The sequence below is a fragment of the candidate division KSB1 bacterium genome (genome assembly GCA_034506395.1).
GTDB lineage: Bacteria > Zhuqueibacterota > Zhuqueibacteria > Thermofontimicrobiales > Thermofontimicrobiaceae > Thermofontimicrobium.
Genome location: JAPDPQ010000034.1, coordinates 20,842 through 46,434 on the forward strand (window position 1 = coordinate 20,842; position 25,593 = coordinate 46,434).

Annotated in this window: 18 protein-coding genes and 1 riboswitch; of the genes, 12 read left to right on the plus strand and 6 right to left on the minus strand. The window is 45.4% G+C overall.

Annotated elements, in window-relative coordinates; translation table 11 throughout:
- The first annotated feature begins 151 nt into the window (after positions 1–151).
- Positions 152–2,080 carry a cytochrome c3 family protein gene (locus ONB37_16955; protein ID MDZ7401848.1) on the plus strand — a complete coding sequence of 643 codons (1,929 nt, stop codon included), beginning with the start codon at positions 152–154 and terminating at the stop codon, positions 2,078–2,080.
- A gap of 80 nt (positions 2,081–2,160) precedes the next feature.
- Positions 2,161–3,330: a response regulator gene (locus ONB37_16960; protein MDZ7401849.1), complete on the plus strand. Its 1,170-nt coding sequence runs from the start codon at positions 2,161–2,163 to the stop codon at positions 3,328–3,330.
- A 96-nt stretch (positions 3,331–3,426) separates the two neighbouring features.
- Here ONB37_16960 and ONB37_16965 read toward each other — a convergent pair whose 3' ends face one another.
- Positions 3,427–4,227, minus strand: a complete 801-nt coding sequence (locus tag ONB37_16965) for a response regulator (GenBank protein ID MDZ7401850.1) — start codon at positions 4,225–4,227, stop codon at positions 3,427–3,429.
- Positions 4,211–5,746 (minus strand): ATP-binding protein, encoded by a 1,536-nt coding sequence (locus tag ONB37_16970; protein ID MDZ7401851.1) that lies wholly within the window; start codon positions 5,744–5,746, stop codon positions 4,211–4,213. The genes ONB37_16965 and ONB37_16970 overlap by 17 nt, the downstream gene beginning before the upstream one ends.
- 652 nt (positions 5,747–6,398) lie before the next feature.
- Between ONB37_16970 and ONB37_16975 the strand changes: the two genes are divergently transcribed.
- From ONB37_16975 to ONB37_17020, 10 genes are all read left to right on the plus strand, one after another.
- Positions 6,399–6,977 carry a molybdenum cofactor guanylyltransferase gene (locus ONB37_16975; protein MDZ7401852.1) on the plus strand — a complete coding sequence of 193 codons (579 nt, stop codon included), beginning with the start codon at positions 6,399–6,401 and terminating at the stop codon, positions 6,975–6,977.
- The gene (gene fdhD, locus ONB37_16980; protein ID MDZ7401853.1) at positions 6,970–7,752 is read left to right on the plus strand and encodes a formate dehydrogenase accessory sulfurtransferase FdhD; all 783 of its coding nucleotides are present in this window, start codon (positions 6,970–6,972) and stop codon (positions 7,750–7,752) included. Before ONB37_16975 ends, fdhD begins: the two co-directional genes overlap by 8 nt.
- 21 nt (positions 7,753–7,773) lie before the next feature.
- On the plus strand, positions 7,774–8,670 hold the full coding sequence (locus ONB37_16985; protein MDZ7401854.1) for a formate dehydrogenase accessory protein FdhE: 897 nt from the start codon (positions 7,774–7,776) through the stop codon (positions 8,668–8,670).
- Positions 8,671–8,891: 221 nt separating this feature from the next.
- Positions 8,892–11,915, plus strand: a complete 3,024-nt coding sequence (gene fdnG, locus ONB37_16990) for a formate dehydrogenase-N subunit alpha (GenBank protein ID MDZ7401855.1) — start codon at positions 8,892–8,894, stop codon at positions 11,913–11,915.
- Complete coding sequence (locus ONB37_16995; GenBank protein MDZ7401856.1) at positions 11,915–12,703, plus strand: 4Fe-4S dicluster domain-containing protein; 789 nt, start codon at positions 11,915–11,917, stop codon at positions 12,701–12,703. The genes fdnG and ONB37_16995 overlap by 1 nt, the downstream gene beginning before the upstream one ends.
- 1 nt (position 12,704) lies before the next feature.
- On the plus strand, positions 12,705–13,829 hold the full coding sequence (gene hybB, locus ONB37_17000; protein ID MDZ7401857.1) for a Ni/Fe-hydrogenase cytochrome b subunit: 1,125 nt from the start codon (positions 12,705–12,707) through the stop codon (positions 13,827–13,829).
- A gap of 168 nt (positions 13,830–13,997) precedes the next feature.
- Complete coding sequence (locus ONB37_17005) at positions 13,998–15,125, plus strand: redoxin domain-containing protein (protein MDZ7401858.1); 1,128 nt, start codon at positions 13,998–14,000, stop codon at positions 15,123–15,125.
- 45 nt (positions 15,126–15,170) lie between these two features.
- On the plus strand, positions 15,171–16,265 hold the full coding sequence (locus ONB37_17010; GenBank protein ID MDZ7401859.1) for a hypothetical protein: 1,095 nt from the start codon (positions 15,171–15,173) through the stop codon (positions 16,263–16,265).
- Positions 16,266–16,325: 60 nt separating this feature from the next.
- Positions 16,326–16,446: riboswitch (molybdenum cofactor riboswitch) on the plus strand.
- Between the two features lie 250 nt (positions 16,447–16,696).
- The gene (locus ONB37_17015) at positions 16,697–17,491 is read left to right on the plus strand and encodes a hypothetical protein (GenBank protein ID MDZ7401860.1); all 795 of its coding nucleotides are present in this window, start codon (positions 16,697–16,699) and stop codon (positions 17,489–17,491) included.
- Positions 17,492–17,494: 3 nt separating this feature from the next.
- Positions 17,495–19,441 (plus strand): TonB-dependent receptor, encoded by a 1,947-nt coding sequence (locus ONB37_17020; protein MDZ7401861.1) that lies wholly within the window; start codon positions 17,495–17,497, stop codon positions 19,439–19,441.
- Positions 19,442–19,530: 89 nt separating this feature from the next.
- On the opposite strand, the gene ONB37_17025 is transcribed toward ONB37_17020, so the two are convergent.
- From ONB37_17025 to ONB37_17040, 4 genes are all read right to left on the minus strand, one after another.
- The gene (locus ONB37_17025; protein MDZ7401862.1) at positions 19,531–20,586 is read right to left on the minus strand and encodes a hypothetical protein; all 1,056 of its coding nucleotides are present in this window, start codon (positions 20,584–20,586) and stop codon (positions 19,531–19,533) included.
- Positions 20,587–20,620: 34 nt separating this feature from the next.
- Positions 20,621–22,804, minus strand: coding sequence for a TonB-dependent receptor (locus tag ONB37_17030; GenBank protein MDZ7401863.1), 2,184 nt, complete (start codon positions 22,802–22,804; stop codon positions 20,621–20,623).
- Positions 22,805–22,956: 152 nt separating this feature from the next.
- A complete protein-coding gene (locus tag ONB37_17035; GenBank protein MDZ7401864.1) occupies positions 22,957–23,766 on the minus strand; it encodes a hypothetical protein in 810 nt (269 codons plus the stop codon).
- 57 nt (positions 23,767–23,823) lie between these two features.
- Positions 23,824–25,575: a T9SS type A sorting domain-containing protein gene (locus ONB37_17040; GenBank protein MDZ7401865.1), complete on the minus strand. Its 1,752-nt coding sequence runs from the start codon at positions 25,573–25,575 to the stop codon at positions 23,824–23,826.
- Positions 25,576–25,593 lie beyond the last annotated feature (18 nt).

The following is a 25,593-nucleotide window of genomic DNA, read 5'->3' on the forward strand; positions in this document are numbered from 1 at the left end:
AATTGAGCTGATCGAAATCGAATCATTAACACTTCACCAAGGGTGTGCACTATTTTAAATTTTTGCTCGTTAATTACAAACCGTAAATCGTCATCAAATAGAGAGGAAAGCGTTGAATTACAGATTCCCTTTAATTGTGATGTTATTGTTAATGGCCACGAGTAGAATCAGCTTGGGCCAGGTGAAAACTTCAGACTGCATGGAGTGCCATGGGGATAAAGATTTAACCAAAGTGAAAAACGATTCCGTTGAAATATCGTTGTTCATTGATATAGATAAATTCGGGAATTCAGTCCATGGCGGCTTTGAATGTGTAGATTGTCACCGCGATATCAATGAAATTCCCCATGAGGAAAACCTGAGGCATCCCGATTGCAATCAATGTCACGACGAGGTGGCAGCCCAATATTTCCAGAGTTTGCACGGCATGAGCTTAGCGAAGGGCAATGAGGATGCACCTTATTGTTGGGATTGCCATACTTCGCACTATGTTTATGCTGGGCAAGATTCATTATCGATGACTTCGAAATTGAATCAACCAGCCACCTGTGCCAAATGCCATTCCGATCAGCGGGTGATCACGAAATACAATATTCCCATTGCCAATCCATCCGATCGATACATTACCAGCGTCCATTATCGAGCGATCAAAGAAAAAGGCGCAACGGAATCCGCCTCGTGTAGCGATTGTCATGGAGTTCACGACTTAGAGGCAAAATCGCACCCGACTTCAAGGATCAACAAATTCAACATCCCGAAAACCTGCTCGCAATGCCACGGGGGGATCTATCAAGAATACATTGAGAGCATCCATGGCGTGGGATTGATCGCTGGGCGCACCGATAACCCTGTCTGTACCGACTGCCACTCGGAACATGGGATCAAAGCACATACGGACCCGACTTCGACAGTTTACGCGACTGTGGTTTCGCAAACTCTCTGCGCCAATTGCCACCAGGCCGAACGCATCGTGGCAAAATATGGTCTAAAAGAAAATGTTGTGAAAAGCTATTACGACAGTTACCACGGCCTAGCGGTTCGGGGGGGATCTGTGGTCTCGGCGAATTGTGCCAGTTGCCATGGCGTGCATAACATTCGTCCATCTAGCGACCCCAAATCTACCATTCACAAATCGAATCTTGCGAAGACTTGCGGCACCTGCCACCCTGGGGTTAGCGAGAAAGTAGCCCAAGGCTCAATTCACGTCTACGCTTCTCCCCAATCGGACAAAATCATCTACTATGTCACGATTTTTTATTACACCCTAATTTTTGGCGTGATTGGGGGGATGGTATTTCACAATGCCCTTGACTTTCGCAAAAAGCTGGTTGGTAAATTCAGAGGTGACTTTGTCCCCCATCTCGCTAATTTCGATGGCGGAATGATAGAACGGCTGACGTTGAATGAACGAGTTCAGCATTTCCTATTGATGGGTAGCTTTATTGTGCTCGTGTATTCTGGCTTTGCTTTGAAATTTCCCGAAGCCTGGTGGGCTGCCCCACTGGTCCGCTGGGAAGGAGCGATAGTCTTTCGTGGATGGTTGCACCGAGTAGCTGCTATGGTCCTGATCGGTTTAGCTATCTACCATGTGTTCTATCTGATCACCACGAAACGAGGCAAAGAACAGATCAAAGCGCTTATTCCAAAATTAAAAGACCTGCAGGATGTCATTCAGATGCTCAAGTACTACCTCGGTATCGTCGATGAAAAACCCAAATTCGATCGATACAATTACATCGAAAAGGCAGAATATTGGGCACTCATTTGGGGCACGGTGGTCATGTCAGTTACTGGCTTTATCTTATGGTTTGAGAACATCTCGCTGCGCTGGTTCCCCAAATGGATCACCGATGTCAGCACAGTCATTCATCTCTATGAGGCAGTTCTGGCGACCCTGGCGATTCTGGTGTGGCATTTCTATTTCCAGTTCATCGATCCGAGCATCTATCCGATGAATACCACTTGTCTCACAGGCAAAATGCCAGAAGATCATTTTCGGGAAGAACATCCGTTAGAATATGAGCGGCTTTTGGCTGAAAAAACGGAATTAGCCAGTTCTGACCAAGCTGAATCCCTTTAAAATTTCTTAATCGTATCATCCAAGCTTCTAAATCTAATAGTCAGATATAAAAGACTTTCCAAATAAATTTGGAGCAAAAAATGGTCGTTATCATCGTAATCATAACCGTTATTATCTTCGTGCTGGCGGATTATTTCGTTCGACTTACCATGCAGAAGGCTGAGGAAAGGAAATTAAAAAAGGAACGAGCGGCAGCGTTGGATACTAGTTTGCGTTTGGATTTCACCACAGAAGCAAAAACCCTTAAACGTGTCGAAGTTGACAATCCGAAAGCCAAAATTTTAGCTGTGGATGACGAGGAGATCGTGCTCGCCAGTTTCCGTAAAATTTTGGTCCTGGCTGGGTATTCAATTGATACGGTTGAAACAGGTCCCGAGGCATTAGGGCTGATTCAGAAACATGACTACGACTTTGTGTTCACCGATTTAAAAATGCCTGATATGGACGGTATTGAAGTGACAAAGGCGGTCAAACATCTGCGGCCAGATATCGACGTCATCGTTATTACAGGGTATGCTACCATCGAATCGGCTGTTGAAACCATGAAATATGGAGCGATGGACTATGTGCAGAAACCATTCACGGAAGACGAACTGGTCGCATTCGTCAATAAAGCACTCATCCGTCGCCAAGATCGAATTGAAAAAACCACTAAACCTCAGGTGCGTTTGGTTACTCCATCGATTGGGGAATCGACATCGAAACATGAAATCAATGTCCCTTCTGGCATTTTCCTGTCTCCATGTCACTCATGGATCAGCTTAGAGCGCAATGGCTTAGTGCGTATTGGCATTGATGATTTTGCACAGAAGATGCTTGGTAAGTTCGACAAACTGACATTACCCAATCGGGGTCAGCGTGTAAATAAAGGGGAGCATCTGTTTTCGGTCCATAAAAGCAACCAGACGATCACCTTTCCTGCCCCGATCAGTGGCAAGGTCGTTTCAGTCCATGCCGAGCTGAACAATCGAATCAATCTGCTCCATATTAAGCCCTACGAATTGGGATGGATTTGCAGCATTGAACCGTCCAATCTCCATGAAGATTTGAAGATGTTAAAAATTGGAGCAGAGGCTGTCGATTGGTATCAGAAAGAGGTCGACAAATATCAAGAAATGGTCAAATCCATCGTTCGTGAGCAGGAAAAAATGAGGGGTGAAAGAGAAATCTCACCAGGAGAAGCAGCCGAACAATTACAACGGGAAATTTGGGCGCGATTTCCAACTTCTTTTCTTCAATCATGTTTTTAGACGTGGATTAAAAATTTCATTCAATCAAAGTTTTGCATCGAAACCAACAAGGAGACAAACGATTGAAATAATGTGAAAAATAATTTCTGTAAAATTTTATTGGTGGTTGAGATTATCCAATTCGCTCTCTAAACAGGTAGGAAGCATTTTTAATAACCAGCCCCGACCAAATGGGTCGGAGTTGATCAGATTGGGATTCTGCTGGAGTTCATGATTTATTTCAATCACTTTGCCACTGAGCGGTGCCCAAACCAAGTGAATAAGTTCCTTGCTCTCAAAAATTCGAACGCATAAATTGCCCTGCCAAAGATCTGAATAGCGGGTTGGAAATTCGATCCTTTCAAGAGGTCCAATCCGTCCAAAAAAGGTCTGGCCAATCCCGAATGTTACAGCCCCTTCGGATTCCAGCCTTGCCCAGGAATGCTGGCCCAAAAAATAATAATCACTCTTTTCTTTCTTCCAAGCTTTACTAATCTCAGCAGAGCTGACATGCTTTGCATCTCGTTGTCCTGCATCTTTTATTATAGCCCTATGCCTCATCGCTCGGTAAACCACCCCCAACAACTCATGGACATCAAACGGCTTGGGAAGGAAATCGAAGGCACCTGCACGAAAGCTGCGGATTGCATTCTCGACCATGGCATATCCCGAAATAATGATCACAGGAACATCAGGATGGGTAATTTTCAGTCGATTGATTAAATCAATCCCAGAGACGCGAGGCAGCATCAAATCGGATATGATCAATTTATAGCTATTTTGCTCCAGTTTTTCAATTGCGGTTTCAACATCAACAGCCTCATCGATATTGAATCCCTCTAAAACAAGCAACTTCCTGGTCGCTTTGACAATAATTTGTTCATCGTCAATAATGAGTATATCAAATTGTTGATTCATAGTTCTTCACTTTATTCAAAGTTGAAGAATTGCCATTTATCGGCAGATGGATCGTAAATGTAGTCCCTTTCCCCAACTTGCTGGTGACGTCGATCTTCCCATTATGTTTTTCGATGATCCCCCAGACGATGGCGAGCCCCAACCCAGTACCTTTTTGCCCTTTGGTCGTATAAAACGGCTCAAAAATCTTGGTCAGATTTTCAGGAGCAATCCCGCAGCCTGTATCCGTCACTTCAATGACAATAAACTCAGATTCGGTTCTGTCACTATTTTTTACAACGATAGTAATCTCGCCACCTTTTTCATCGATCGCATCTGCTGCATTGACAAGCAAGTTAATCATCACCTGTTGCAACTGATTACCGTCGGCTCTAATCAATGGCAAATTATTCGGAATGTTGATATGCAACGAGATATTTTTGAGACTCAACTGGTTGCGCATAATTCGCACTGCTCGATCAATCACCTCTTGAATATCGACGCTCGTCTTTTTGGGAGGCTCTTGTCGTGCAAAATCAAGCAATCGTTTCACAATATCGCGACAGCGCAGCGTTTCTTTTACAATGACCTCGAGATCTTCCTTCACTTCTGAGGCCAGGTCGGTTCGTTTTAGCAACATGCTGCTATAAGACAAGACGCCAGTAAGTGGATTGTTGATCTCATGGGCAATCCCAGAGGTCAGGCGCCCAAGCGAGGCTAACTTATCGGATTGGTAGAGCTGCCGTTGCGCAGCGACCAGCTTTGTGGTCATCTCATTGAACGATCGAGCCAAATGCCCGAGCTCATCTTTTTTAATCGGTTCAATTTTGTATTCGAGATTGCCATTTGCAACGATCTTTGTCGCCGTCACTAAGCGTTCAACAGGCTTGCCCACTAATCGATGCACCAACAACCAGAGCATGACACTGATCGCGATAATGGCGCTCCCACCAATGATCAAAATCTTCTTTCGGTTGGCAGCAATCTGTTGTTCCACCTCCACGAGCGACATGGTCACATCGAGAACTCCAAGGACGGATTGGTTTTGATCGTGAGCATGACACTCTGCTTGCCAGCAGCTCGGCTCATTATAAATTGGATTGATGATCGCCAAACTTTTTCTATTCTTCGCGGAAGTAAAAATCCTGGTACGCTCAGGTATGGTCAATTTTTCAATCGGTGCGTCTTCTGCATGACATGCATAACAAGATTCTGCTTTTTTATCAACCATCTGGTTAATTTCGGTCGTGTCCGTGGAATAAATTATTTCCCCGAGTTTGTTAAATATACGTATCTTTTCGATGCATGGCTGTTCGCTGATGGTCTCGATGATTTGATAGGTATGCTCCCGCTGGTTTAGCAGCATGTCATATCTCGTCCCGCTTTTGATTACTTCGCTGCAATGATTGGCGTTTTGCTCGACCAGTTGGATCATGGCGCGGTGCTGCGATTCAAAAATGACATAAAAAAAAATGACAACGATCGAAATCGTTGTGCCTCCCACAGCGAGGATGAGCTTGTAGCTAATTTTGTTGAGCATTGGATATTAGGACCAAAATCCAGTTGTTAAGATAAAAATGATCTCATGAAAAATAACGCTGAGAATTTTTAACTTTTTTTGAATGAATATAAACCAATTGTTGATTATAGTCAAGCGAAAAATTCAAGGCGCAAAGGCAGCAGATATCGCTTCGATCTTGTCTACTTATTGCAATTATGTTATTGGTGATTTAATCCACTATTTTGTTGTTCTTTGCCACAGAATCTCAGCGTCCAACTTTTTTAAATAAAATTAAAAAAAGCGTTGACTTATTTAGAAAGATGTATTATATTATCCCCGTAACAGAATTATGAAATCTCAAATGGTTCTAAAATAAAATAAACCGATAAGCGGTTTTTGGATAATTGTCCAATCTCGTTTTAGTTGCTTGAGAAAAAATTATGCTGATCCCGAATGTGAATTCAGCTTTGTTTTCTTATCTCCCCTTGCCCGCTTTCAGTATTTTTTTCTTCGTCTCAATTCTTAGGCTTTCTTTTTTCAAATGTAATTTATCCTTGAGAATCGATTTTCTGGGGTTCATTTAATTAGAAAATCATATCATAAATGAAATAGGCTTGAAAAAATTAAATCAAACTGAACAAAATTCGAAACTGAGATCTGATCTATTGATCAAAAGGAGCATGAAAGAAGCTTGACCGGAATTATTTTAGCAGGTGGCAAAAACAGCCGCATCGCCATGACCAAAGCACTGATTCGATTTGGCGATACGACCATAATCGAGAGAACTGTCAATCTTTTTCGGAAGCTGTTTAATGAGATCATTGTCGTCACCAATCAATTTAGCGACTATGAACATCTAAACGTGAAATTGATAAAAGACCAGATCCCTGGTACTGGGCCGTTAGGTGGATTGTACTCAGGTCTGCGAGCCGCTTCCTCCGATTACAGTTTAGTAGTAGCCTGTGATATGCCGTTTATTGATTCCGGCATTATTCTCCACCTTCAAAATTATGTCTACTTGGCAGAATATGATGTAATCATCCCCGAACTGAACGGATTCATCGAACCGTTGTGCGCCTTCTATTCAAAAAACTGCATCCCGGCTATTGAAGCGCACCTCGGTCAAGGAGATTTCAAAATTCGCTCGTTCTATCCTCGTGTCAGGGTAAAAGAGGTGCCATGCAATCACTTTCGCTCAATTGAGCGCGCATTTTTCAATATTAATACCAGAGAAGATCTGCAATTAGCGAGAAAACTCCATTGTGGATGATCTATTAGAAAAGATAGCTATTGTTCAAATCGCCGATGATAAAAGATTTGAATTGGATGATGTTGTCGTTAAAGAGACCCCGCTGACAATTTTTGTCAATGACGAAGAATTGGTAACATTATTGTGTTTACCTCAGCATCAGAAAAACTTGGCAATTGGATTTTTATTTTCAGAAGGAATTATTACCAGCAAAGTTGAGATTGAAAGCTTACATTTCAATGCCAATCGAGGGCTTGTTTGGATCAAATTGAATAAGCCTTTTGCTATAGATGATAATTTTCGGAGAGGCCGAACTGTTACTACGGGTTGTGCGAGGGGCTTAACTTTTCATCAGATTTTTGAAAAATGGAATGGCGATTTTGTTTCAAGTAAGTTGACGATCGATCATCGGATCATCCCAGCATTGCTGACGGATTTTAAAAATCGGTCGCAGCTATTTCGCGCGACTGGGGGAACTCATAGTGCGTTGCTTTATCAAGAGGATCGGTTTTTGCTTGAGCGGGAGGATATCGGCCGTCATAATGCCATTGATAAGATTATTGGCGAATGCGTGATGCATGATATTCCTGGCGCTGATAAGATTTTGATGACTAGTGGTCGAGTTTCTTCGGAAATTTTGCTCAAAACTGCCCGCTATCAAATTCCGATTTTGATTTCGCATGGAGCACCGACCTCAGCCGCTCTTAAACTGGCTGAAGAAATCGGCATGACGCTGGTGGGTTTCGCTCGCGGAAAACGGATGAATATTTATACGAATGATTGGCGAATCAAGTGATAAACGCTCATGAGGAGCACCATGACGCTTGAGGCTCAAATCAATTTCTTGAAAAAAAGGGGACAATTTGATGAAGCTTATTTGTTATTCTTGCGACAAATTTTGACCTTCCAGTCGGATCTGAAAGCAAAAATTAATAGGGAAAAACTTGCAATCCTGGGGAGAACCAGCGATGTCGACTCTCGGTTGCAAATGGGGCTCCCTTTGTTGGAGAAAAATAACATCTATATCGAAGGCGATGCTGTTCACTCCGATTTCGCCCAATTTCTTTTGATGCTCGAAAATTACCCTCAAGAATATCCGCCAGAAAACATTACGGCTTTGCGCAATCTATTCAATGAAAATGACAGGTTTCCGGACCAATTTATCCAAGCTTTTGTGGCTGAGAATAAAGACTATTTCAGCCAGCTCTCTCAAGCCTATGATATTGCACCAGGCACACTGATTTTTATAGCAAAAACGGTTAGCTTACCATTTTTAGAAGCACTTGCTGAATTGTTGAAACCATATTTGGACAAGAAAAACGAAGTCTGGCTGCGACCATTTTGTCCATTATGTGGTAATTTCGCTGGGATGGCCAGGTTAGAAAAAGAAAATAGACAACGACATCTATGGTGTGCCACCTGCCATACAGAATGGGCTTTTCATCGAAACCAATGTCCCTATTGTTCCAATAACCACCCAAATGGCATTCGATATTTTTTTGATGATAATGAGCCACTTTATCGGGTTTATATTTGCGATGAATGCAAACGATATCTGAAGACTGTAGATGAGAAGAATTACGGGTATATTCATCCGCTGCAACTTGAGCTGGAAGACATGATCACTTACTATTTGGATGAAATTGCAGTTAAAGAGGGCTATCGAAGTCCACTTTGGTGGTACGATCTAGATATGCCTCGTCATGCGAATTAACGATTAAGTTGCGGAATCGAAATGCCATGTCTGGACAGTGAATGATCCTGCTTAAATCGATTTGATTTATTTGTTATGTAGCTATTCTCACGATTCGAGTGATTCGCTGATCACAACATCTTATGTGATAACTCCCATCGAAATCAGTAAAAAGTTAGATCAATCATTAACTCATAACTAATTCTGGCATATTTAAAATTTCAGCGGAGGAGAAGGCGGATATGAATGTATCGAGAAGAGGATTCTTGAAAGCTTCATGGGTCGCTGGTTCCACGCTCGCATTGGGAGGTCTTGGGTGGAGTAAGGCATTTGCTAAATCGCCCAAGGAATATAAGTTGAAATATGCGACGGAAACCACGACCATTTGCCCGTACTGTGCCGTTGGATGTGGTATCATCGTTGCTTCGCACAACGGTAAGGTGATCAACACTGAGGGAAATCCGGATCATCCGATCAATCGCGGTTCTTTATGCAGCAAGGGCAGCTCCTTGTATCAATTGGCCAATAACCCGAGACGGCTGACCAAAGTATTGTATCGCGCGCCTTATAGTGACAAGTGGGAAGAAAAATCCTGGGAGTGGGCGCTGGACGAAATTGCAAAGCGGATCAAAGCGACCCGCGATGCCTCGTTCACCGAAAAAAACGAAAAGGGTCAGGTTGTCAATCGCACCACGCAGATTGCCTCGGTTGGCAGTGCCGCATTAGATAACGAAGAATGCTGGCTTTACCAAAAGATGCTTCGCTCATTGGGCCTGGTGTATATCGAACACCAGGCACGGATATGACACTCGGCAACTGTAGCGGCTCTGGCAGAGTCGTTTGGCCGAGGGGCAATGACCAATCATTGGAATGACATTGCCAATGCCGATTGTATTCTCATCATGGGGAGCAATGCGGCAGAAAATCATCCAATTTCGTTCAAATATGTCACGAAAGCCATAGAACGCGGTGCGACATTAATTAGTGTGGATCCTCGATATACACGGACCTCCGCGAAAGCGCACATTTATGCTTCATTGCGCTCGGGAACTGATATCGCATTTCTGGGCGGTATGATTAAATACATATTGGATAATGAGCTTTACAACAAAGAATATGTAATCGAGTACACCAATGCTGCCCATCTCATTAATCCCGAGTTTAAATTTGAAGACGGGTTGTTCTCAGGTTATGATGCAGAGAAACGCAGATATGACAAGACAACCTGGGCTTATCAACTCGATTCCAGGGGAATTCCAAAACGGGACGTCACGCTTCGAGATCCGAATTGCGTGTTCCAATTGTTGAAGAAGCATTTCTCCCGCTATAATCTTGAGATCGTATCGAAAATCACTGGGACTCCGACCGAAAAGTTGCTTGAGGTGTACAGAGCCTATTGTGAAACTGGCAAGCCAGGGAAAGCGGGAACGATTCTGTACGCTATGGGCTGGACTCAGCACACGGTGGGCACCCAAAATATTCGGGCGATGTCCATTATCCAATTGCTGCTCGGCAATATTGGCGTTGCTGGTGGCGGAGTGAATGCTCTGCGCGGTGAATCCAACGTTCAAGGATCCACGGATCATGGGTTGCTGTTCCATATTCTGCCTGGCTATTTGAAGACACCCAAGGCGTCTCAACAGACTCTGGCTGACTATAACGACCAGTCTTTTGCAAAAAGCAACGATCCGATGAGCGCCAACTGGTGGAGCAACTATGCGAAATATTCGGTCAGCTTTTTGAAATCGATGTTCGGTGAGCATGCCCAAAAAGAGAACGATTTCGGCTACTCTTGGTTACCGAAAATCGAGGATACTGGCAATTATTCTTGGATCAGCTTATTCAACGCCATGGATAAAGGCGAGATCAAAGGATTCTTTGCATGGGGACAGAATCCAGCATGTAGCGGCCCTAATAGCGACGGCACGATCAAAGCGATGACCAATCTTGATTGGCTGGTAAATGTCAATCTCTGGGAAACAGAGACTGGAGCTTTTTGGAAAGCACCTGGCGTCGATCCGAAAACGGTAAAGACCGAGGTATTTCTTTTGCCTTGTGCAGCATCCATGGAGAAAGAAGGTAGCGTAACCAATAGCGGCCGCTGGATGCAATGGCGCTACAAAGCCGTTGATCCGCCTGGCGAAGCAAAGCCGGATGCGGAGATCATGCATGAACTCTTTACTCGAATTAGGCGATTGTATGAGACCGAGGGCGGTGCATTTCCTGATCCGATCCTTAAAGTGAAATGGGACTATGCACCGAACGGCCATGTTGATCCCCATCTCATCGCTAAAGAGATCAATGGCTACGATTTAACTACTGGGAAGCTTGTGGCCAAGTTCGCGGACCTGAAAGATGATGGCACAACTTCATCCGGTTGCTGGATCTATTGCGCCAGCTATACGGAAGCGGGCAACATGGCTGCAAGGACCGACAATAAAGATCCCTCAGGAATTGGGCTCTATCCTAAATGGGCGTGGGCATGGCCAGTGAACCGACGGATCCTTTATAATCGGGCTTCCGTGGACAAATATGGACAGCCATTTGATAAAGAACATCCCGTTATTCGCTGGGATCCAACTGCAAACAATGGTGAAGGCGCTTGGGTCGGCGATGTGCCCGATGGCCCGTGGCCTCCGCTGGCGAACAAGGAGAAAGGCAAATACCCGTTCATCATGCGAGAGGAGGGCTTTGCCCGGATTTTCGGAATGGGTTTAGCTGATGGACCATTCCCAGAACACTACGAGCCGCTGGAATGTCCAGTCGAAAAGAATTTGCTGTCGAGCGTATTGCTCAATCCCACGGCCAAGGCGTGGCACAAAGTGGAAGGCAACATGAACAAATTTGCTGCAGTGTGCGATCCAAGGTACCCATTTGTCGCCACAACCTATCGAGTGTCCGAACACTGGCAAACTGGTGCGATGACCCGACAACAAGAATGGCTGGTGGAAATGCAGCCAGAGATGTTCGTGGAGATGAGCAAGGAATTGGCGAACGAACTGGGGATTAAAAATGGCGATCGAGTGATAGTTGAATCAGCTCGTGGGGTTGTCCGCGCCAAAGCGGTGGTGACGGGTCGCTTCAAACCATTCAAAATTGGCGATGGTCAGACCATCCATGAAGTCGGATTACCGTATTGCTTTGGATTCATCGGATTGGCCACAGGTGACAGCGCCAATAAATTAGCTCCAGCGATCGGCGATGCTAATACCATGATCCCTGAATCCAAAGCGTTCTTGGTCAATGTCAGGAAGGAGGTGGCGTGATGAAACACGTATCATTTCTCATCGATATCACAAAATGCATCGGTTGCCGCGGCTGTCAGGTGGCCTGCAAACAATGGAACCGATTGCCCGGCGAAAAGACCGTCAATGTTGGGACGCATCAGAATCCGCCAATCCTTTCTGCCAAGACCTGGACCCTGATCCGCTTCGATGAATTCGAAAAGGAACAAGGAGTCGATTGGGTATTCACCAAGATCGGATGTATGCATTGCGAGAAGCCTGGTTGCGCCTCGGTCTGTCCAGTTGGAGCGCTGCATAAAACCGAGACTGGTGCAGTGATTTATGACGACCACAAATGTATCGGCTGTCGCTATTGCATGATGGGCTGCCCATTTCGCATCCCGACATTCGAATGGGATAAGGCGTTCCCATATATCCGCAAATGCACATTTTGCTACGATCGGTTATCTGAAGGCGAAATTCCAGCTTGTGCCAAGGCTTGTCCAACTGGTGCCATCACTTTTGGAGAGCGCACCGAGCTGATCGAAGAAGGAAAAAAGCGCATCAATGCAAACACTGGCAGGTACAATCCCCATCTTTATGGAGAAAAAGAAGTTGGTGGAACGTCCGTCCTTTATCTCGCTCCAAAAGGAATTGAATTCGCATCCTTAGGCTTTCCAACTTTGGGTGAACGGGCGCTGCCTACCTGGACGCATAATGCGCTGAAATTTGTGCCTGGTCAGATCGTGGTCGTGAGTGCACTCATGACTGCGTTCTATTGGTTGACCAAGCGGAAGATGAAGAACAAAGCCGAACAAGAGGAGGTGTAGCATGGCGAACAAAAAGGAAAAGATCTTTGGAACTGGCTCGATTGTGCTATTCGTGCTCATCGGTCTGGCTCTGATTGTCGCATTGATCCGCTACTTCCTGGGGTTGGGCGCCATTACCAATTTGTCGGACGCCTATCCGTGGGGAATCTGGATCAGCTTCGACCTCCTTTGTGGCGTTGCTCTGGCAGCGGGTGCGTTTGTCACTGCGGCAGTGGTCCATATCTTCGGTGGCGAAACCATGAAACCGCTGCTACGTCCCGCGATCGTCACTGGTTTTCTCGGCTACTTGCTGGTCATTATGGCACTTTTGGTGGACCTCGGACAATATTTGCGCATCTGGCATCTGATCATCTTCTGGAATTTCCATTCCCCGCTGTTCGAAGTCGGGTGGTGTGTAATGACCTATACCACTGTACTGGCTTTGGAGTTCGCCCCAATGGTGTTTGAGCGATACAACCTCAAAGCGCCCCTGAAATTATTCAAAAAAATCTCCATTGTGCTTATCATCGCTGGCATCGTGCTTTCCACGATGCATCAATCTTCACTCGGAACGATGTTCTTAATTATGCCTGAGAAGCTCCATCCCTTGTGGCATACGCCCATCTTGCCAGTGCTGTTCTTAACCTCAGCAATTGCAGTTGGCATTGCGATGGTGATCTTTGAAAGCACGATCAGCGCCAAAGTGTTCAAGCGAAAACCAGAAACCTTTGCTCAAGGTAGGTTGGCCATTGGTTTGCCTTGGGTGCTGGGGATCTATTTTATCATGAAACTCGCTGATTTGATCGTCCAAGGCGATTTCTGGCTGCTGTTCAAGGGCTCAGCGGCAAGTTACTTGTTCATTCTGGAGATGGTTATTGGGGTGATTATCCCCTTCTTTATCTTCTTGAGCAAGCGCGTTCGCCAAAGCACCAAAGCAATGTTCAATGGCTCGTTGTTTGTCATCGCAGGACTGATATTGAACCGATTCAACGTATCCATGTTCGGCATCAAGGCTCCAGCTTACGCATGGTATTTCCCACATGTGATGGAAATTATTATCACTGTCGGTCTTGTCTCTGCGGGAATTATGGCGTATTACCTTATCGTGCGCAACTTCCCAGTATTAACGGAAGAGCCTTCGCACTGATTATTCGGGTCGAGCTTTTGAACTGGTTGACAGGGTAGTTTGGCAATCTTTTTAGAGGACTTCGCCCCTCTAAAAGGATTGCCTTCCCTGCTTTGACATTTGAAATCTGAATTGTCGCTGGGCGACCACATGCTCAAAATCAATATCGCATAACTGAAAGAGCAGCCAATGAAAAAAAGATTTGCTTTTTGGATTTCGATTGCAGCCATAGTTTCGATCGGATTTTTCTGTTCCACACTCGAAAGCCAAACGATCAAGCCGCTATTGAAACCGGGTGATCCTATACCAGCAATTGAAATTAAAGCGAATTTGACAAATGCAGAGCGGCAATATCTCGGGGTTAAAAATTCAAAGAAATTTCGTCTGAGCGAGATTCAGGCTTCAGTCATCCTCGTGGAATTTTTCAACAAGTATTGTCCGCACTGCCAGCGGCAGGCGCCAATTTTGAATGAACTTTATAACGACATCCAGCAAGATGCTGAGCTAAAATCCAAGGTCAAAATGCTGGGGATTGGGTCAGGTAATAACGCACGACAGATAGAGCTATTTCGACAGGAAAAAAACATTCCATTCCCGTTAATCCCCGATGAAGAATTTGTGTTGCACGACGAAGTTGGTCGCCCAAAAACACCTTTTACGATTCTGATCAAAAAAACAGATCATGCCAACGGAGTGGTGAGCTCAGTATCACTGGGTGTTGTTACAAACAAAGATCAGTTACTGGCGGAGATCCGCACCCTGGTTGTCTCAAATGTTTTGGTGCTCCATAAACCAGAAGAGCAAACAGGAGCGCCGCAGCGTAAAGGGGATGCGGCCCAGCTAAGCGACGAGGAATTTCAAAAAATCGTGAGCGATCGACTGGCCGCTTCCGGCGAAAAGGTGATCCAATTCCAACGCATCCTGACTGTCGATCCGATCTTCGATATTGTCTATAAAATCCAAGTGCAGCGATCAACTGGCCTAGCGACCGTAACCTATTTTGTTCGGAAAGTGTACCGAAATACGGTGTGTGGCAATTGCCATGATGCCCATTTCTGGTACTGTTTCGACACGAAAGGGAAAATCATCAATTTTTACTCTATTTATCTCACCAAAGCTTATAACAAGCTCTGGAGCGAGAGTGAATTACTTGCTTTTACCAAACGGTTCATCGGACGATCGATTCAGGACAAATTTATCTTTAACCCTACAACAGATGCAGTGACTGGTGCAACAATTACCGCTAGTTTGATTTACGATACGCTTGGGGAGACAAAAAATTTGTTCGCTCAACTGAAAAAGATGGGAGCCATATAGTCAATTATTCAAACCGAGCCAAACAAATTTGAGGAGGTTAATCCAATGAAGCGCGTGATTCTGATGAATCTTTTTCTCTTAGTTTTAGTTGCTACTCTTTCTGCTCAAGTAAAACTGGAGCACTACGGTTTTCTCAAAGGCGATATGGTATATACCACAAAGGGCGTAAAATCTTTTAATGCAGAAAATCTGACCGCTGCCCAAGTCGCCAGCGGTGTTGATAATCCAGCATTAGGTTTCACTGCACAGCACAGCCGTTTTGGATTGAAAGGCAGCGCTGGTGATGCGATAAAGGTCGGCGGCACGCTCGAGCTGGATTTCTTCTGGGCTGGTTTTGATGCCAATGCTCGATCCCGGGTTCGCCTGGCTTATGCTTCCATGGCGAAAGGAAATATGGAACTCCGCTTCGGCCAACAATGGGATCTGTTTTCACCCAATATCCCAATGACCAATAACACCAATGGTATCCTCTGGTTCAGCGGCAATTACGGTTTTCGTCGGGCCCAGTTCCAATTCCATTACAAAATGCCCATGGAAAACATGACCCCCATGCTCCAGCTCTCAATCGGCGAGGCAACCCGAGAGGAATCAGGTTTGGGTAGCGATAATAAAGCAGCATTTCCAATGATTCAGGGACGTCTCTCCAGCAAGTTTATTAACAAGCATACGCTGGGCGTTTATTTTGTTTATGCCAAATACGATCCGAATCCAAATTCAGATAACGACGAGTTCAACACCTCTGGCTTCGGTCTGGATTTCGACTTTCCATTCAGCACCATGCTGGCATTGAAAGGCGAAATCAATATGGGCACCAATTTGAATAACGCCAACTTATTCACCCCTGCTGGCAATGGCGCAGCCAAAGATGATCGCAAAAGCATGGGCTTCTGGATTAATGCGATTTCCAAGCCATCGACCAGTGTGAACTTCGTGCTGGGTTTCGGCTCTGATAAAAATCAAACCGATAATTTGGCCAATGGAGCAACCGAATCGAACAGCACGATTTATGGGGACATTATCTTTCCATTCGGCAATGGTTTCTCGATCGCGTTGGAAGCTCAGCACATTTCAACCAAAATCAAAGGCGGCGATACCAACTCCGCCCTTGTATTGGATATTGCAGGAATTCTTAATTTCTAATTTGGAATCGTCGTGATGATCGTCATCCGCCCCATTGGTGGATGACGATCATTCAATTTTATTAAATCATATCTCCGAGTCCTTCTGCCTACGGGAAAAATCCCACGGCAAAGGACCGATAGGGTTTGATTGGAAACGGTCAAGCCTCCCGGACTTGGAAAGGAGATCCTATTTTGTCTCTCGATTTTCCTACGAGTACAACCACAAGGGACATCCTTTTTAATCCCCAATCGATTCATTATGCCACAAAAACACATGGCATGCATGGAGCGGGAGAGCTACTGGATTGCTTTTCGATCGATTCCCTGAGGAGAAAATTAAGCCGCAATTTGCGCGAATTAGACGAATTGCGCTGATGACCGATTGGCGCAATTAGACCAATTAGCGAAATTAGCAGTGAGAGAATTATTGATTTCAACTCAGGAGGTTTTATGCGCTTTTCAAATTCACCTTTGCTCTCGTTCATCGCCGCAGTTCTTCTTAGCCTCGGTTTAATAGCAGGATGTGATAAAGATAATCCTACAACACTGAAACCCGATCCAGAAGACTATCTCTGGATCCATTTTAAATCCGATTCCATTAAAGTAGATTTTGCTTCGCTACCAAAGATCGATGCTGATGGCGAGGAAGCCATTCAACTCAGCTCGTTTATCAGCTCGGCGTTGATCCAACCTTACCAGGACAAAAATGGAAATCTGCATGATACGCGACGCTTATACTCTTATCAAATTGTCGGTGACGATGGTTTTTCCGCCACGGTGAAAGGATATCCAAATAATATTTGGGAGCACCTGGCATTAGGACATATTCTCACAAAAACTCGGCAGGTCGTTTTCCCCGATGACAAGATCGATTTGCCCGGGGCTTACAATGTGAAATTCGCTCGGCATATTTATATCCATCGCAAGTTTGATGTGGTGACACCAGACTCGATATCCTTCATAGAGCTGAGAAAATTAACTCCGATTTCGATCAATAATCCGGATGGCGTGGCGGAGCTGGCGCTGCCACTAAAAGATTTCTTATCACCTTTTGTGGCCAATCCAGAGAATCGACAATTCAGCCTCATGGCCGTCGATGGCTACCAGCCGCCGACGGATTTGACCTGGGATCAATTTCAAACAGGATACTGGCTGTTGACCAGCGAAATCACCTTGTTCACTGATCCAGCCCTAAGCAGTGGAAAATATAAATTGAAAGTATTAGAAAAGATTTTGGTGAAGTAAGCCATGAGACGAATCACGATTCTGCTTATTATTTATTCGCTTTTTTCTCTAAGAGCCCAGTACGGTTTTGGTCAATCTCAATATTTCTTTCAGGGTGATTCTGTGGTTGAAGCGTATCGCTTGCAAGAAGTGGTTGTGTACGGCAGCCGTGAGCCCATCCCTGCTTCAATGAGAATTGAGATTAATCAATCGCAAATGAAGCACCGAAATTCCGCTACGGTAGCAGAGTTGCTTAATTTGGAGCCAGGATTGAATCTCAAGTCGGGATACAAGGGTGAAACTGAAACACGAATCCGAGCCTTTCGCTCCAGCGAGGTATTGGTTCTGGTGGACGGCCGGCCCATCAATCCCGGCTATTACGGCAAAGTCGATCTCTCGATGTTGCCGCTCGACAATCTTGCCAAAATCACTATCGTGAAAGGACCGGCATCGGTTGCCTATGGTGCCAATAGCATGGGCGGGGTGATCAACATTATCACGCAGAATGGCATGGAAAAGCCTCGGACCGTTATCGAGACGAAATTTGGAGACCACCAATTTCGTCAGCTCAACTTGAATCATAGCCGGCAAATCGATCGCTGGAACTACTGGTTTTCGGCCTACGAGCATTATTCCAAAGGCTTTACCATGAGTCAGGAATTTGTGCCAACGAAGTACGAAAACGGGGGCTTGAGAGACCTGAGCTCCTATCACAAAATGGGTATTAGCGGCAAGCTGGGTTTTCAGGCGACCGAGAAATTTTTGTTGGCCCTAGCATCCGATTATCATTGGGCGAAAAAAGATATTCCGGTCGCTACCCGTTTCGTCCCGGGAGATACTCCCCGCTACTGGCGCTTTCCACATTGGAAACGATCCAGCACTACACTCAGTAGTGAATGGCAGCCCAATCCTAAACTTCTTTTGAAATTGATCCTGTTTGCAGATTTATATAATGATCGGCTGATCAATTATCTCAATGCCAACATGAGAGATGACCAGATCGACTATGATTCGCTGCTTGAAAATATCACGCTGGGTGGATTGATGCATGGCGAATATCGGCTATCGAGCCAGCATCACCTCCTAACTGGAATCCAGTTTCGGAAGGATTTGATGGAGAAAAAAGCCGATTTGGAAGAGCCATGGGAGGATCATTTTGCCATGACTGGCTCAATATTTCTGCAGGATGATTTTCAGCCCTGGAAAAAGACGACCATAACGGCAGGAGTCGGATACCATTTCCATCGAACCGAATCCAAAAATTCTACAAGCCGATTTGCACCGATGATCAGCTTGCAACAAGAGCTGCCTGGGGCATGGAAATTATTTTCGAGCTACTCCCATGCGATTCGATTTCCAGTGCTGCATCAATTGTATAGCGCCACTTCTGGCAATCCCGAGCTGCAACCCGAAAACGCCGATAAATTCGAACTGGGGATCAATAAAATATTCCAGTTTTCCGATCCGAATCGATATTGCTCAGTAGATTTGGCAGTGTTCTACAATAAAATGGACAACATGATCTATCGGGCCACCCGCTCATTGCGGTTTAAAAACTTAGCTCAAGCGACGATGCAAGGAGCAGAAGTGCGATTCGATTGGTCAATTCATCGTTTTCTGGGAGGCGAATTTTGTTATAGCTATATCGATGTGCCCCGGTCCGCTCCTGAGATTAGCGATTACTTGCCTGCAAATAAACTGCGGCTGATGGTAAATTTGAAGACTGATTTCAGAACAAATTTGAATTATGAAATGGGGTACGTAGATACTCGGCATTTTTATTATAGCAGCGTTTTCGCCGTGACATTGCCGGCTTATTTCGTCCACAATATCAACATTAGTTATGAGTTGACGAAAAAGATCAACATGCGACTGGAAGCGAGCAATCTGTTCGATGCTCAATATGAAGAGGAATTTGGCTATCCCCAGCCAGGCAGGCAAATTATTGGTGGATTACGACTTATTTTATGAGCTAAAATTCGCTCTTCAGATCATTGAGAGAAAATTTTTAAGGATGCGACCGCCATCGGATCATGGGTGATGGCGGTCGCACAGTGATTTCACCAGCCAATCTCAATCGATACAAGATCTGAACGCGTCTGTTTCTCATTCTCCAGCAGTTGATACAATGAGATCTCTCCAGATCGATAGGCCTCATAATTTGTGGCTGGAATTTTTTCCCCAGAATTCGACACAACAAATATTCCCTTGGCAATCACTCCTTGATTTGCCAAAGGATCAATCAGGGCAAATAAATTTTGCCATAGCACCGCTTCTTCGTTGGTTAATGACCGCGCAAAAAGGGCCACATTACCTGCAAAGAGAAAGAAGATCTTCCTCAATCGAAACCCAAATGGGACTTTTTCGCCTCGGACTTTCAACGTTCCCGAAGAATCTGGGGACAATTTCATCCGCTGTGCAATCTCATCGAACAGATATTCCTTGAGATGCCCATCAAAAGTGAAAACGCCGAAGTCCATCCCAGCGCAGCCCATTGCCGTCAGCACCTGGTTTACGCTCCAGCCAGAAAACTTTTCTGAAATAGAATCTCTGAGCGATTGAAACGCTGGCAGATCGAAAAAGAAGAATCGCCAAATTGATGGCTGCGGTGATTTGGTCTCCAATACGAGCTCAATTTTGGACGGGTTGTTCACCCAATGCATCTCGTGGAGATCTGGAAAGATGATTCGCATATCACCGAATTTCTGTGACCACTTCTTATTTTTTATCGCAAAAGCGCACATTGCCGTTTCAGCTTGTTTCATCCGCGGCCCAGTGATGGCTGATGAATAGCCATCTGGGGCTCTGATCACCAGACGCCTAATGGCCGACCAATCGATCTGCTGACTCTGCCAAATGAAATCTCTCAGATAAACTCCTTGCCACATGATATTCTCTTTGGTCTTATGGTCTGGCAATTCAACACTATGAATCGGGAGAGATTTGATGACGTCAAGATGGATGAATTTCGAAGTGGTATCATTTGCATCGGGATGAACGATGATCAATTCAAAACCCGATGCTCTAAGATCTTGCAAGTCGGCAGAAATGCCGAATGAACAAATCAGGATAATCCATCCGATAATAATGGTTGCTCGAAAACTGATTCTCATCATGGCTCCAAAATAGATTACGACCCTTGGAAAATAGCTAAAATTCTCCTTGCACCGAAAGAGTAAATGTCCTCATTGGCATCAAATTGCTCTCCATCGGTGCATAGTTGTATTGCAGCAGATTATTCACGCCAAGTTGAACGCTCCATTGACCAAGCTTATATGCGAGACGCGCATCTAAAAATTTCATCGGCACTCGGTCGTTAATAGGATAAATTTTGACTGCTTCGATACGCGAGGCATAGCGATAGTCGATTTGCAGATCGAATTTGCCAAACAGAAAGCCAGATTTGAAAGTGGCCAATAATTTGGGCCGATAAGTAAGTGGCTCGTTCCATTTTAAATCCTTATGATCCATTACCGTCAAGCTGGCTTGCCAATTAAAATTGAATTTCAGATGGCTAATGCGAAAAGGCATGCTAAGATTTGTCATCGCTTCTATCCCTTGAATCCTGGCATTGAAGATGTTGCGGAATTGAATTTGCCCACGGATCAAATCCAGGTGTGGCTCAATGAGGTTCTGATATTCGTTCTGGAACAATGCGAGATCGAAGTTCCAGTTTGGTGTCAAATATGTGCGCAGTCCGATTTCATGGGCCCAGGATTTTTCCGCTTTGAGCTTGGGATTGGCTTTGATCTTGAAATTCATAATTGCCAACTCAAGAAAACGTTCAACAATTGTGGCTGCCCGAAAACCTCTCCCACTCGAGGCGCGGAGGATGGTCTTATTTGAAAGTTGCCAGTTGACACCAACGCGCGGACAGAACAAATCTTCCTTGGGGCCAGCGATCAGTTGGTATCGGTCGTAGCGGAAGCCAATTGTTACTCTGAAATTGTCTCGGAGTTTCCATTCATCCTGAAAATATGGCCCGATGAAATAGCCCCGATGGTCGCCGAAATATTTGGTGCTCCCGGCATCATGCTGATATTGCACCCCAAAAGTAATCTGGTGGTTGCTATATGGTAGCCAATCAGATTGCAGCTCTATCCCCTGCCCCACTGCTGGGTTGAAATCGCTGCTTTCGCCGAATTGATTGCCCATAAGGGTCCGCACCAGGGAGGTGCGCAGGTTGATTCCAAATCGGGCGGAAAACGGGATGGCTAATTTCGAATACAGCGTCAATTGATTCGTAGCGGCATAATTATTCAAATTGGCTTCGTCCACTTGATAGGGAGCGTTCTGTCCCTTCCACTGCACGAAAAAGCCACGATAAATGTAGCTATAGGCGGCATAGCCAGTCCACTTAATATCATTTGCAAAGCGATAGTCAAATTTGGCTGTGAGGTTGTATTTGTTGAAGTCGCCGAGCTGGGTGTATCCTGTCGAACGGAATCGCCCGGCCGAAATTTGGACGCCGAGGCGCTGAAAGCTCTGGCTATAACTCAGATCGGTCCGAAGATAATAGAGCCGACGATGATCGGTCCACTCCCATTCTTCATAATACGGCTTATCATATTTTCCCAGATTCACCGCCACGAGCCATTTGGCTGCAGGTTGCGGCGATTTGGTGATGACATTCACCACGCCGCCCAGTGCTGAGGCGCCCCAGAGGCTTGAGCCAGCGCCCTTGAGCACCTCGATCTGCTCGATATCGAGCGGCGGCAGCGCATCCCAATTGATCTCCCCAGTGTCGCTCGAGTGAATGGGAACGCCATCCAACAACAGCAGTACCTTATTGCCTGCGCCAAAGGCATATCCTGATGAACCCCGAATGTTGATCTGATCGCCCACGAAATGAACCCCGGGGGTTGTTTCTAACGCGCCAATCAAATCCGTGGGGCTGCGCCGTTTGATATCCTCTGCCGAAACGATAGAGAGCGACACCGGCACTTGATCCAACCGCTGTTTGGTCTTGCTGGCAGTGATGACAATCGGGTCGAATTGAATTGGGGCTGGCTCAAGGGCAATCATAATCCGGGTTTCATCTCCAGCGCTAACCACTACGCCTTGCTTCAGCTCATTTCGATACCCGATCATCGACACTCGAATCGAATAGTTGCCTGGGGGAATTCTGGCGATAGAAAAATTGCCATTGCGATCACTACTGGTTCCATAGATGGTGCCCAGTAATTGGATATTGGCTCCGACAAGGGGATCCTGAGTTCGAGCATCGAAGACCTTCCCCGCGATTCCTGTTTGAGCATTTAGGCCGCTACTGGCCAACCCAATAAGGATGAAAGCAAGACATAACGTTGCTATTTTAATTCGACCAGATTTCATATTTGAACTTCAATGAACAACCTGTTTTGATTTCATATTTCGATGCCTCTTCCCCCTGCTTGCTAAATAAAGGGAGAACTAACATCCAAACAATCCGAGAGACTCGGATGACAAGCACAATGAATAACACCCCAAATTTGGAACTTCAATTTTCAAGGTTGGGATTGGATCAGAGACCAATCTGCATGAATATCGATTCCAGAGATGGTCGCATTGGCTGGAATGCTCAGCTTGCCAGGCTGCCCCGGTTTATTCGGATCTTGATAAATCCCGATCGTCTTGAAATCGCTCAAATCCGCATGCTCTGGCAGCCAAAAGACAGCCAGATAGTTCACATTGCCGTGGCGGATCGGCAAACGATAATGATATGGATTGCTGTTGATGCTATAATCAATGGATTTGAGCCAGAGAAGATAATGGATATTTTGTTCTGGCGGATATTGATAGGCAGCGATGGCCGTGATATGCGTATTAGCTGGAAATGGCCCATTGAAATAGATCGTGCCTTCAATAGCTGCATCACGGTCGACACGGCTCCAATTGGCATAAAGTTCGATTTCAAAGACTGGATTTTCCTTGGTGATATCAAATCCTAAGGGCTGGAGACTGTTATTCGGATCGAGGGGCAGCGCCAGCACATCCGCCAGGTTGGATTCGGTCTCGGTGCTGTACCACCAGAGGCTGACCGCATCGTAATGGCCGAACGGCAATTCCATCTCAGCATAGACCGTGTCCTGATCAATAGGCAAGCTATTGGGACTGTGATACAGCTCATTGATGGCATGCGGTGGGAACTCTGGCATCACAATGAGATAGATGCCCTGGGTATTTGCCGGCGGCGTGCCACGAAAATAAATGGTCACCGCAACTTTGCCTGGCAATGGCGCAATCCCATGATCAATTGAGCAACGCAAACCTATCAACAATAAGATAACCAGAAAACCAATTTTTGATTTCAGCATTGAGATTGACTCCCAAAGCCCTTTTAACAATTTCTCATCCTTTGCTATGGCAAATAATTACCGAAGCAAAATCAGCTTTTTCACTGAGCAAAACTCACCAGCTTGAATCTGATAAAAATACACACCGGACGCCACAGGCCGATGATGCTCGTCATTACCATCCCAGCGAACTTGATAAGTACCAGGTCTAAAAAAGCCATTTACCAATTCCACAACCTGACGTCCGTTATTATCATAAATGAGAAGTATCACATTCTGTGGTGCTGGCAAAGCGAACGAAAGAATTGTGGCACTGTTGAACGGATTGGGGTAATTCTGAAATAAAGCATAGCGTTTTGGGATGTCCGATTTTTTTCTATTGATGGGCAACTGTGTATACCATTGAGGCTGAGAGGCCACCTGCAGGGGGTGATCTAGAGCATTTGCCAGTTTTTCACCATCAGCTTTCGTCAAATTCTTGGGGAGAAAAAACGCAGCAAAATTAAGCTTGAGGCTAACCGTGTCGCTTGCATTGCTCCGAAATAGGATCCCCTGATCACCATAAGAAATGCCATCGCCGGTATCGCCACCTTCGATATAGGTCTCATCCGCCTGACCGCCTGACTGGCTGTCATGATAATAGACCTGGACATCCCTCCAGGTCGTATCCTTGAACTCAGCATAGGTAAACAGCGAACCCTGATCCCCAGTCGTCAGCGTCCATTCTTTGATCGGTGTAATAGCTGTTCGATCCACTTGATCTGGCACTCCATCGATCAAGACATTTTGATTATACCGATTAAAAAATCTCATCCCGCTGGCAGCCGCATTGAAATCCCATGATTGGCGCAACAAGTCCATTCGAACATAAATGTCTTCATTGGTGTTGAATTCTTTTTTCAGCGTTTCAGGATCGAGATCGGCGCCGCCAGCAATAGTGCCACTGAAAGGATAGAACTTGGTCTTTACATAAAAGGCGGTTTCATGCATTATCAGAGGTTTAAATTGGACCGTTTGTCGCACCTCACGGATCAATCGAACCACCGGTTTTGGGGTGAACCACAGATGATAGCGCTCCTCATCCGTTTCCTGATACACATATAAATTTTCGCGCTCATTGGCTGCTTGACTGCCATTTTTGCCGATGGCGATCGTAAAGATACCCAAATCAAACACGCCAACCAGCCGCAACTTCTGAGTATCGAAAATATCCACGCCACTCCCGAACGGTGGTTTGATCATGATATCTTCAATTAACCCGTTCTTCTTGCTGAGCCGAACGGAATAATAGTTATTGCTCACCAGCATTTGATCTGGATCGAACTGAAACCCGTATGGCGAAGGCACTGGATCATTAATGGTGCTGGAGCGAAATAAGTAGCCATAGGCGCGGTTATTGGGATTTTCGGGATCAGTAACCGTAATTTCAAGTCGTGGATAATTTTTTGATTCGTCGTTATCAATCCACGACGAACTTGGTGCTTGGTCGCCCAGGTCTCGCAGCATGAACACCAATTCATCTCGCAAGTCCAATAGGCCATCATCAGGCAAAAAATAGAAATCCTGAAACGCGCCCGGGCTGAATGGGTCCTCCCCATATTCCATCTCATCAAATTGAAACGGGATCATAGCCCAGCTTTTCGTGTTATCGTGGAAGGCAAACATAAAGATTTCCGATATGGGGGCATTATAGAACGAGGCCAACACTTCGCCACGTAGAACCACTGGCTCATAGATGCGATCCTGATAAAGTTTTTTGGTCGATTGAGCAGATACGACCGATCCCAATATTAGGATCAAAAAGCCGACGATGATCTTTTTTCGCCGCATACCAATCACTCCCCGTTC

Excerpts from the sequence above, each read along its gene's own strand:
- ONB37_16955 (MDZ7401848.1), top strand. The coding sequence starts at position 152 with ATGGCCACGAGTAGAATCAGCTTGGGCCAGGTGAAAACTTCAGACTGC.
- ONB37_16960 (MDZ7401849.1), top strand. The coding sequence starts at position 2,161 with ATGGTCGTTATCATCGTAATCATAACCGTTATTATCTTCGTGCTGGCG.
- ONB37_16965 (MDZ7401850.1), bottom strand. The coding sequence starts at position 4,227 with ATGAATCAACAATTTGATATACTCATTATTGACGATGAACAAATTATT.
- ONB37_16970 (MDZ7401851.1), bottom strand. The coding sequence starts at position 5,746 with ATGCTCAACAAAATTAGCTACAAGCTCATCCTCGCTGTGGGAGGCACA.
- ONB37_16985 (MDZ7401854.1), top strand. The coding sequence starts at position 7,774 with ATGACGCTTGAGGCTCAAATCAATTTCTTGAAAAAAAGGGGACAATTT.
- ONB37_16995 (MDZ7401856.1), top strand. The coding sequence starts at position 11,915 with ATGAAACACGTATCATTTCTCATCGATATCACAAAATGCATCGGTTGC.
- hybB (MDZ7401857.1), top strand. The coding sequence starts at position 12,705 with ATGGCGAACAAAAAGGAAAAGATCTTTGGAACTGGCTCGATTGTGCTA.
- ONB37_17005 (MDZ7401858.1), top strand. The coding sequence starts at position 13,998 with ATGAAAAAAAGATTTGCTTTTTGGATTTCGATTGCAGCCATAGTTTCG.
- ONB37_17010 (MDZ7401859.1), top strand. The coding sequence starts at position 15,171 with ATGAAGCGCGTGATTCTGATGAATCTTTTTCTCTTAGTTTTAGTTGCT.
- ONB37_17015 (MDZ7401860.1), top strand. The coding sequence starts at position 16,697 with ATGCGCTTTTCAAATTCACCTTTGCTCTCGTTCATCGCCGCAGTTCTT.
- ONB37_17020 (MDZ7401861.1), top strand. The coding sequence starts at position 17,495 with ATGAGACGAATCACGATTCTGCTTATTATTTATTCGCTTTTTTCTCTA.
- ONB37_17025 (MDZ7401862.1), bottom strand. The coding sequence starts at position 20,586 with ATGATGAGAATCAGTTTTCGAGCAACCATTATTATCGGATGGATTATC.
- ONB37_17030 (MDZ7401863.1), bottom strand. The coding sequence starts at position 22,804 with ATGAAATCTGGTCGAATTAAAATAGCAACGTTATGTCTTGCTTTCATC.
- ONB37_17035 (MDZ7401864.1), bottom strand. The coding sequence starts at position 23,766 with ATGCTGAAATCAAAAATTGGTTTTCTGGTTATCTTATTGTTGATAGGT.
- ONB37_17040 (MDZ7401865.1), bottom strand. The coding sequence starts at position 25,575 with ATGCGGCGAAAAAAGATCATCGTCGGCTTTTTGATCCTAATATTGGGA.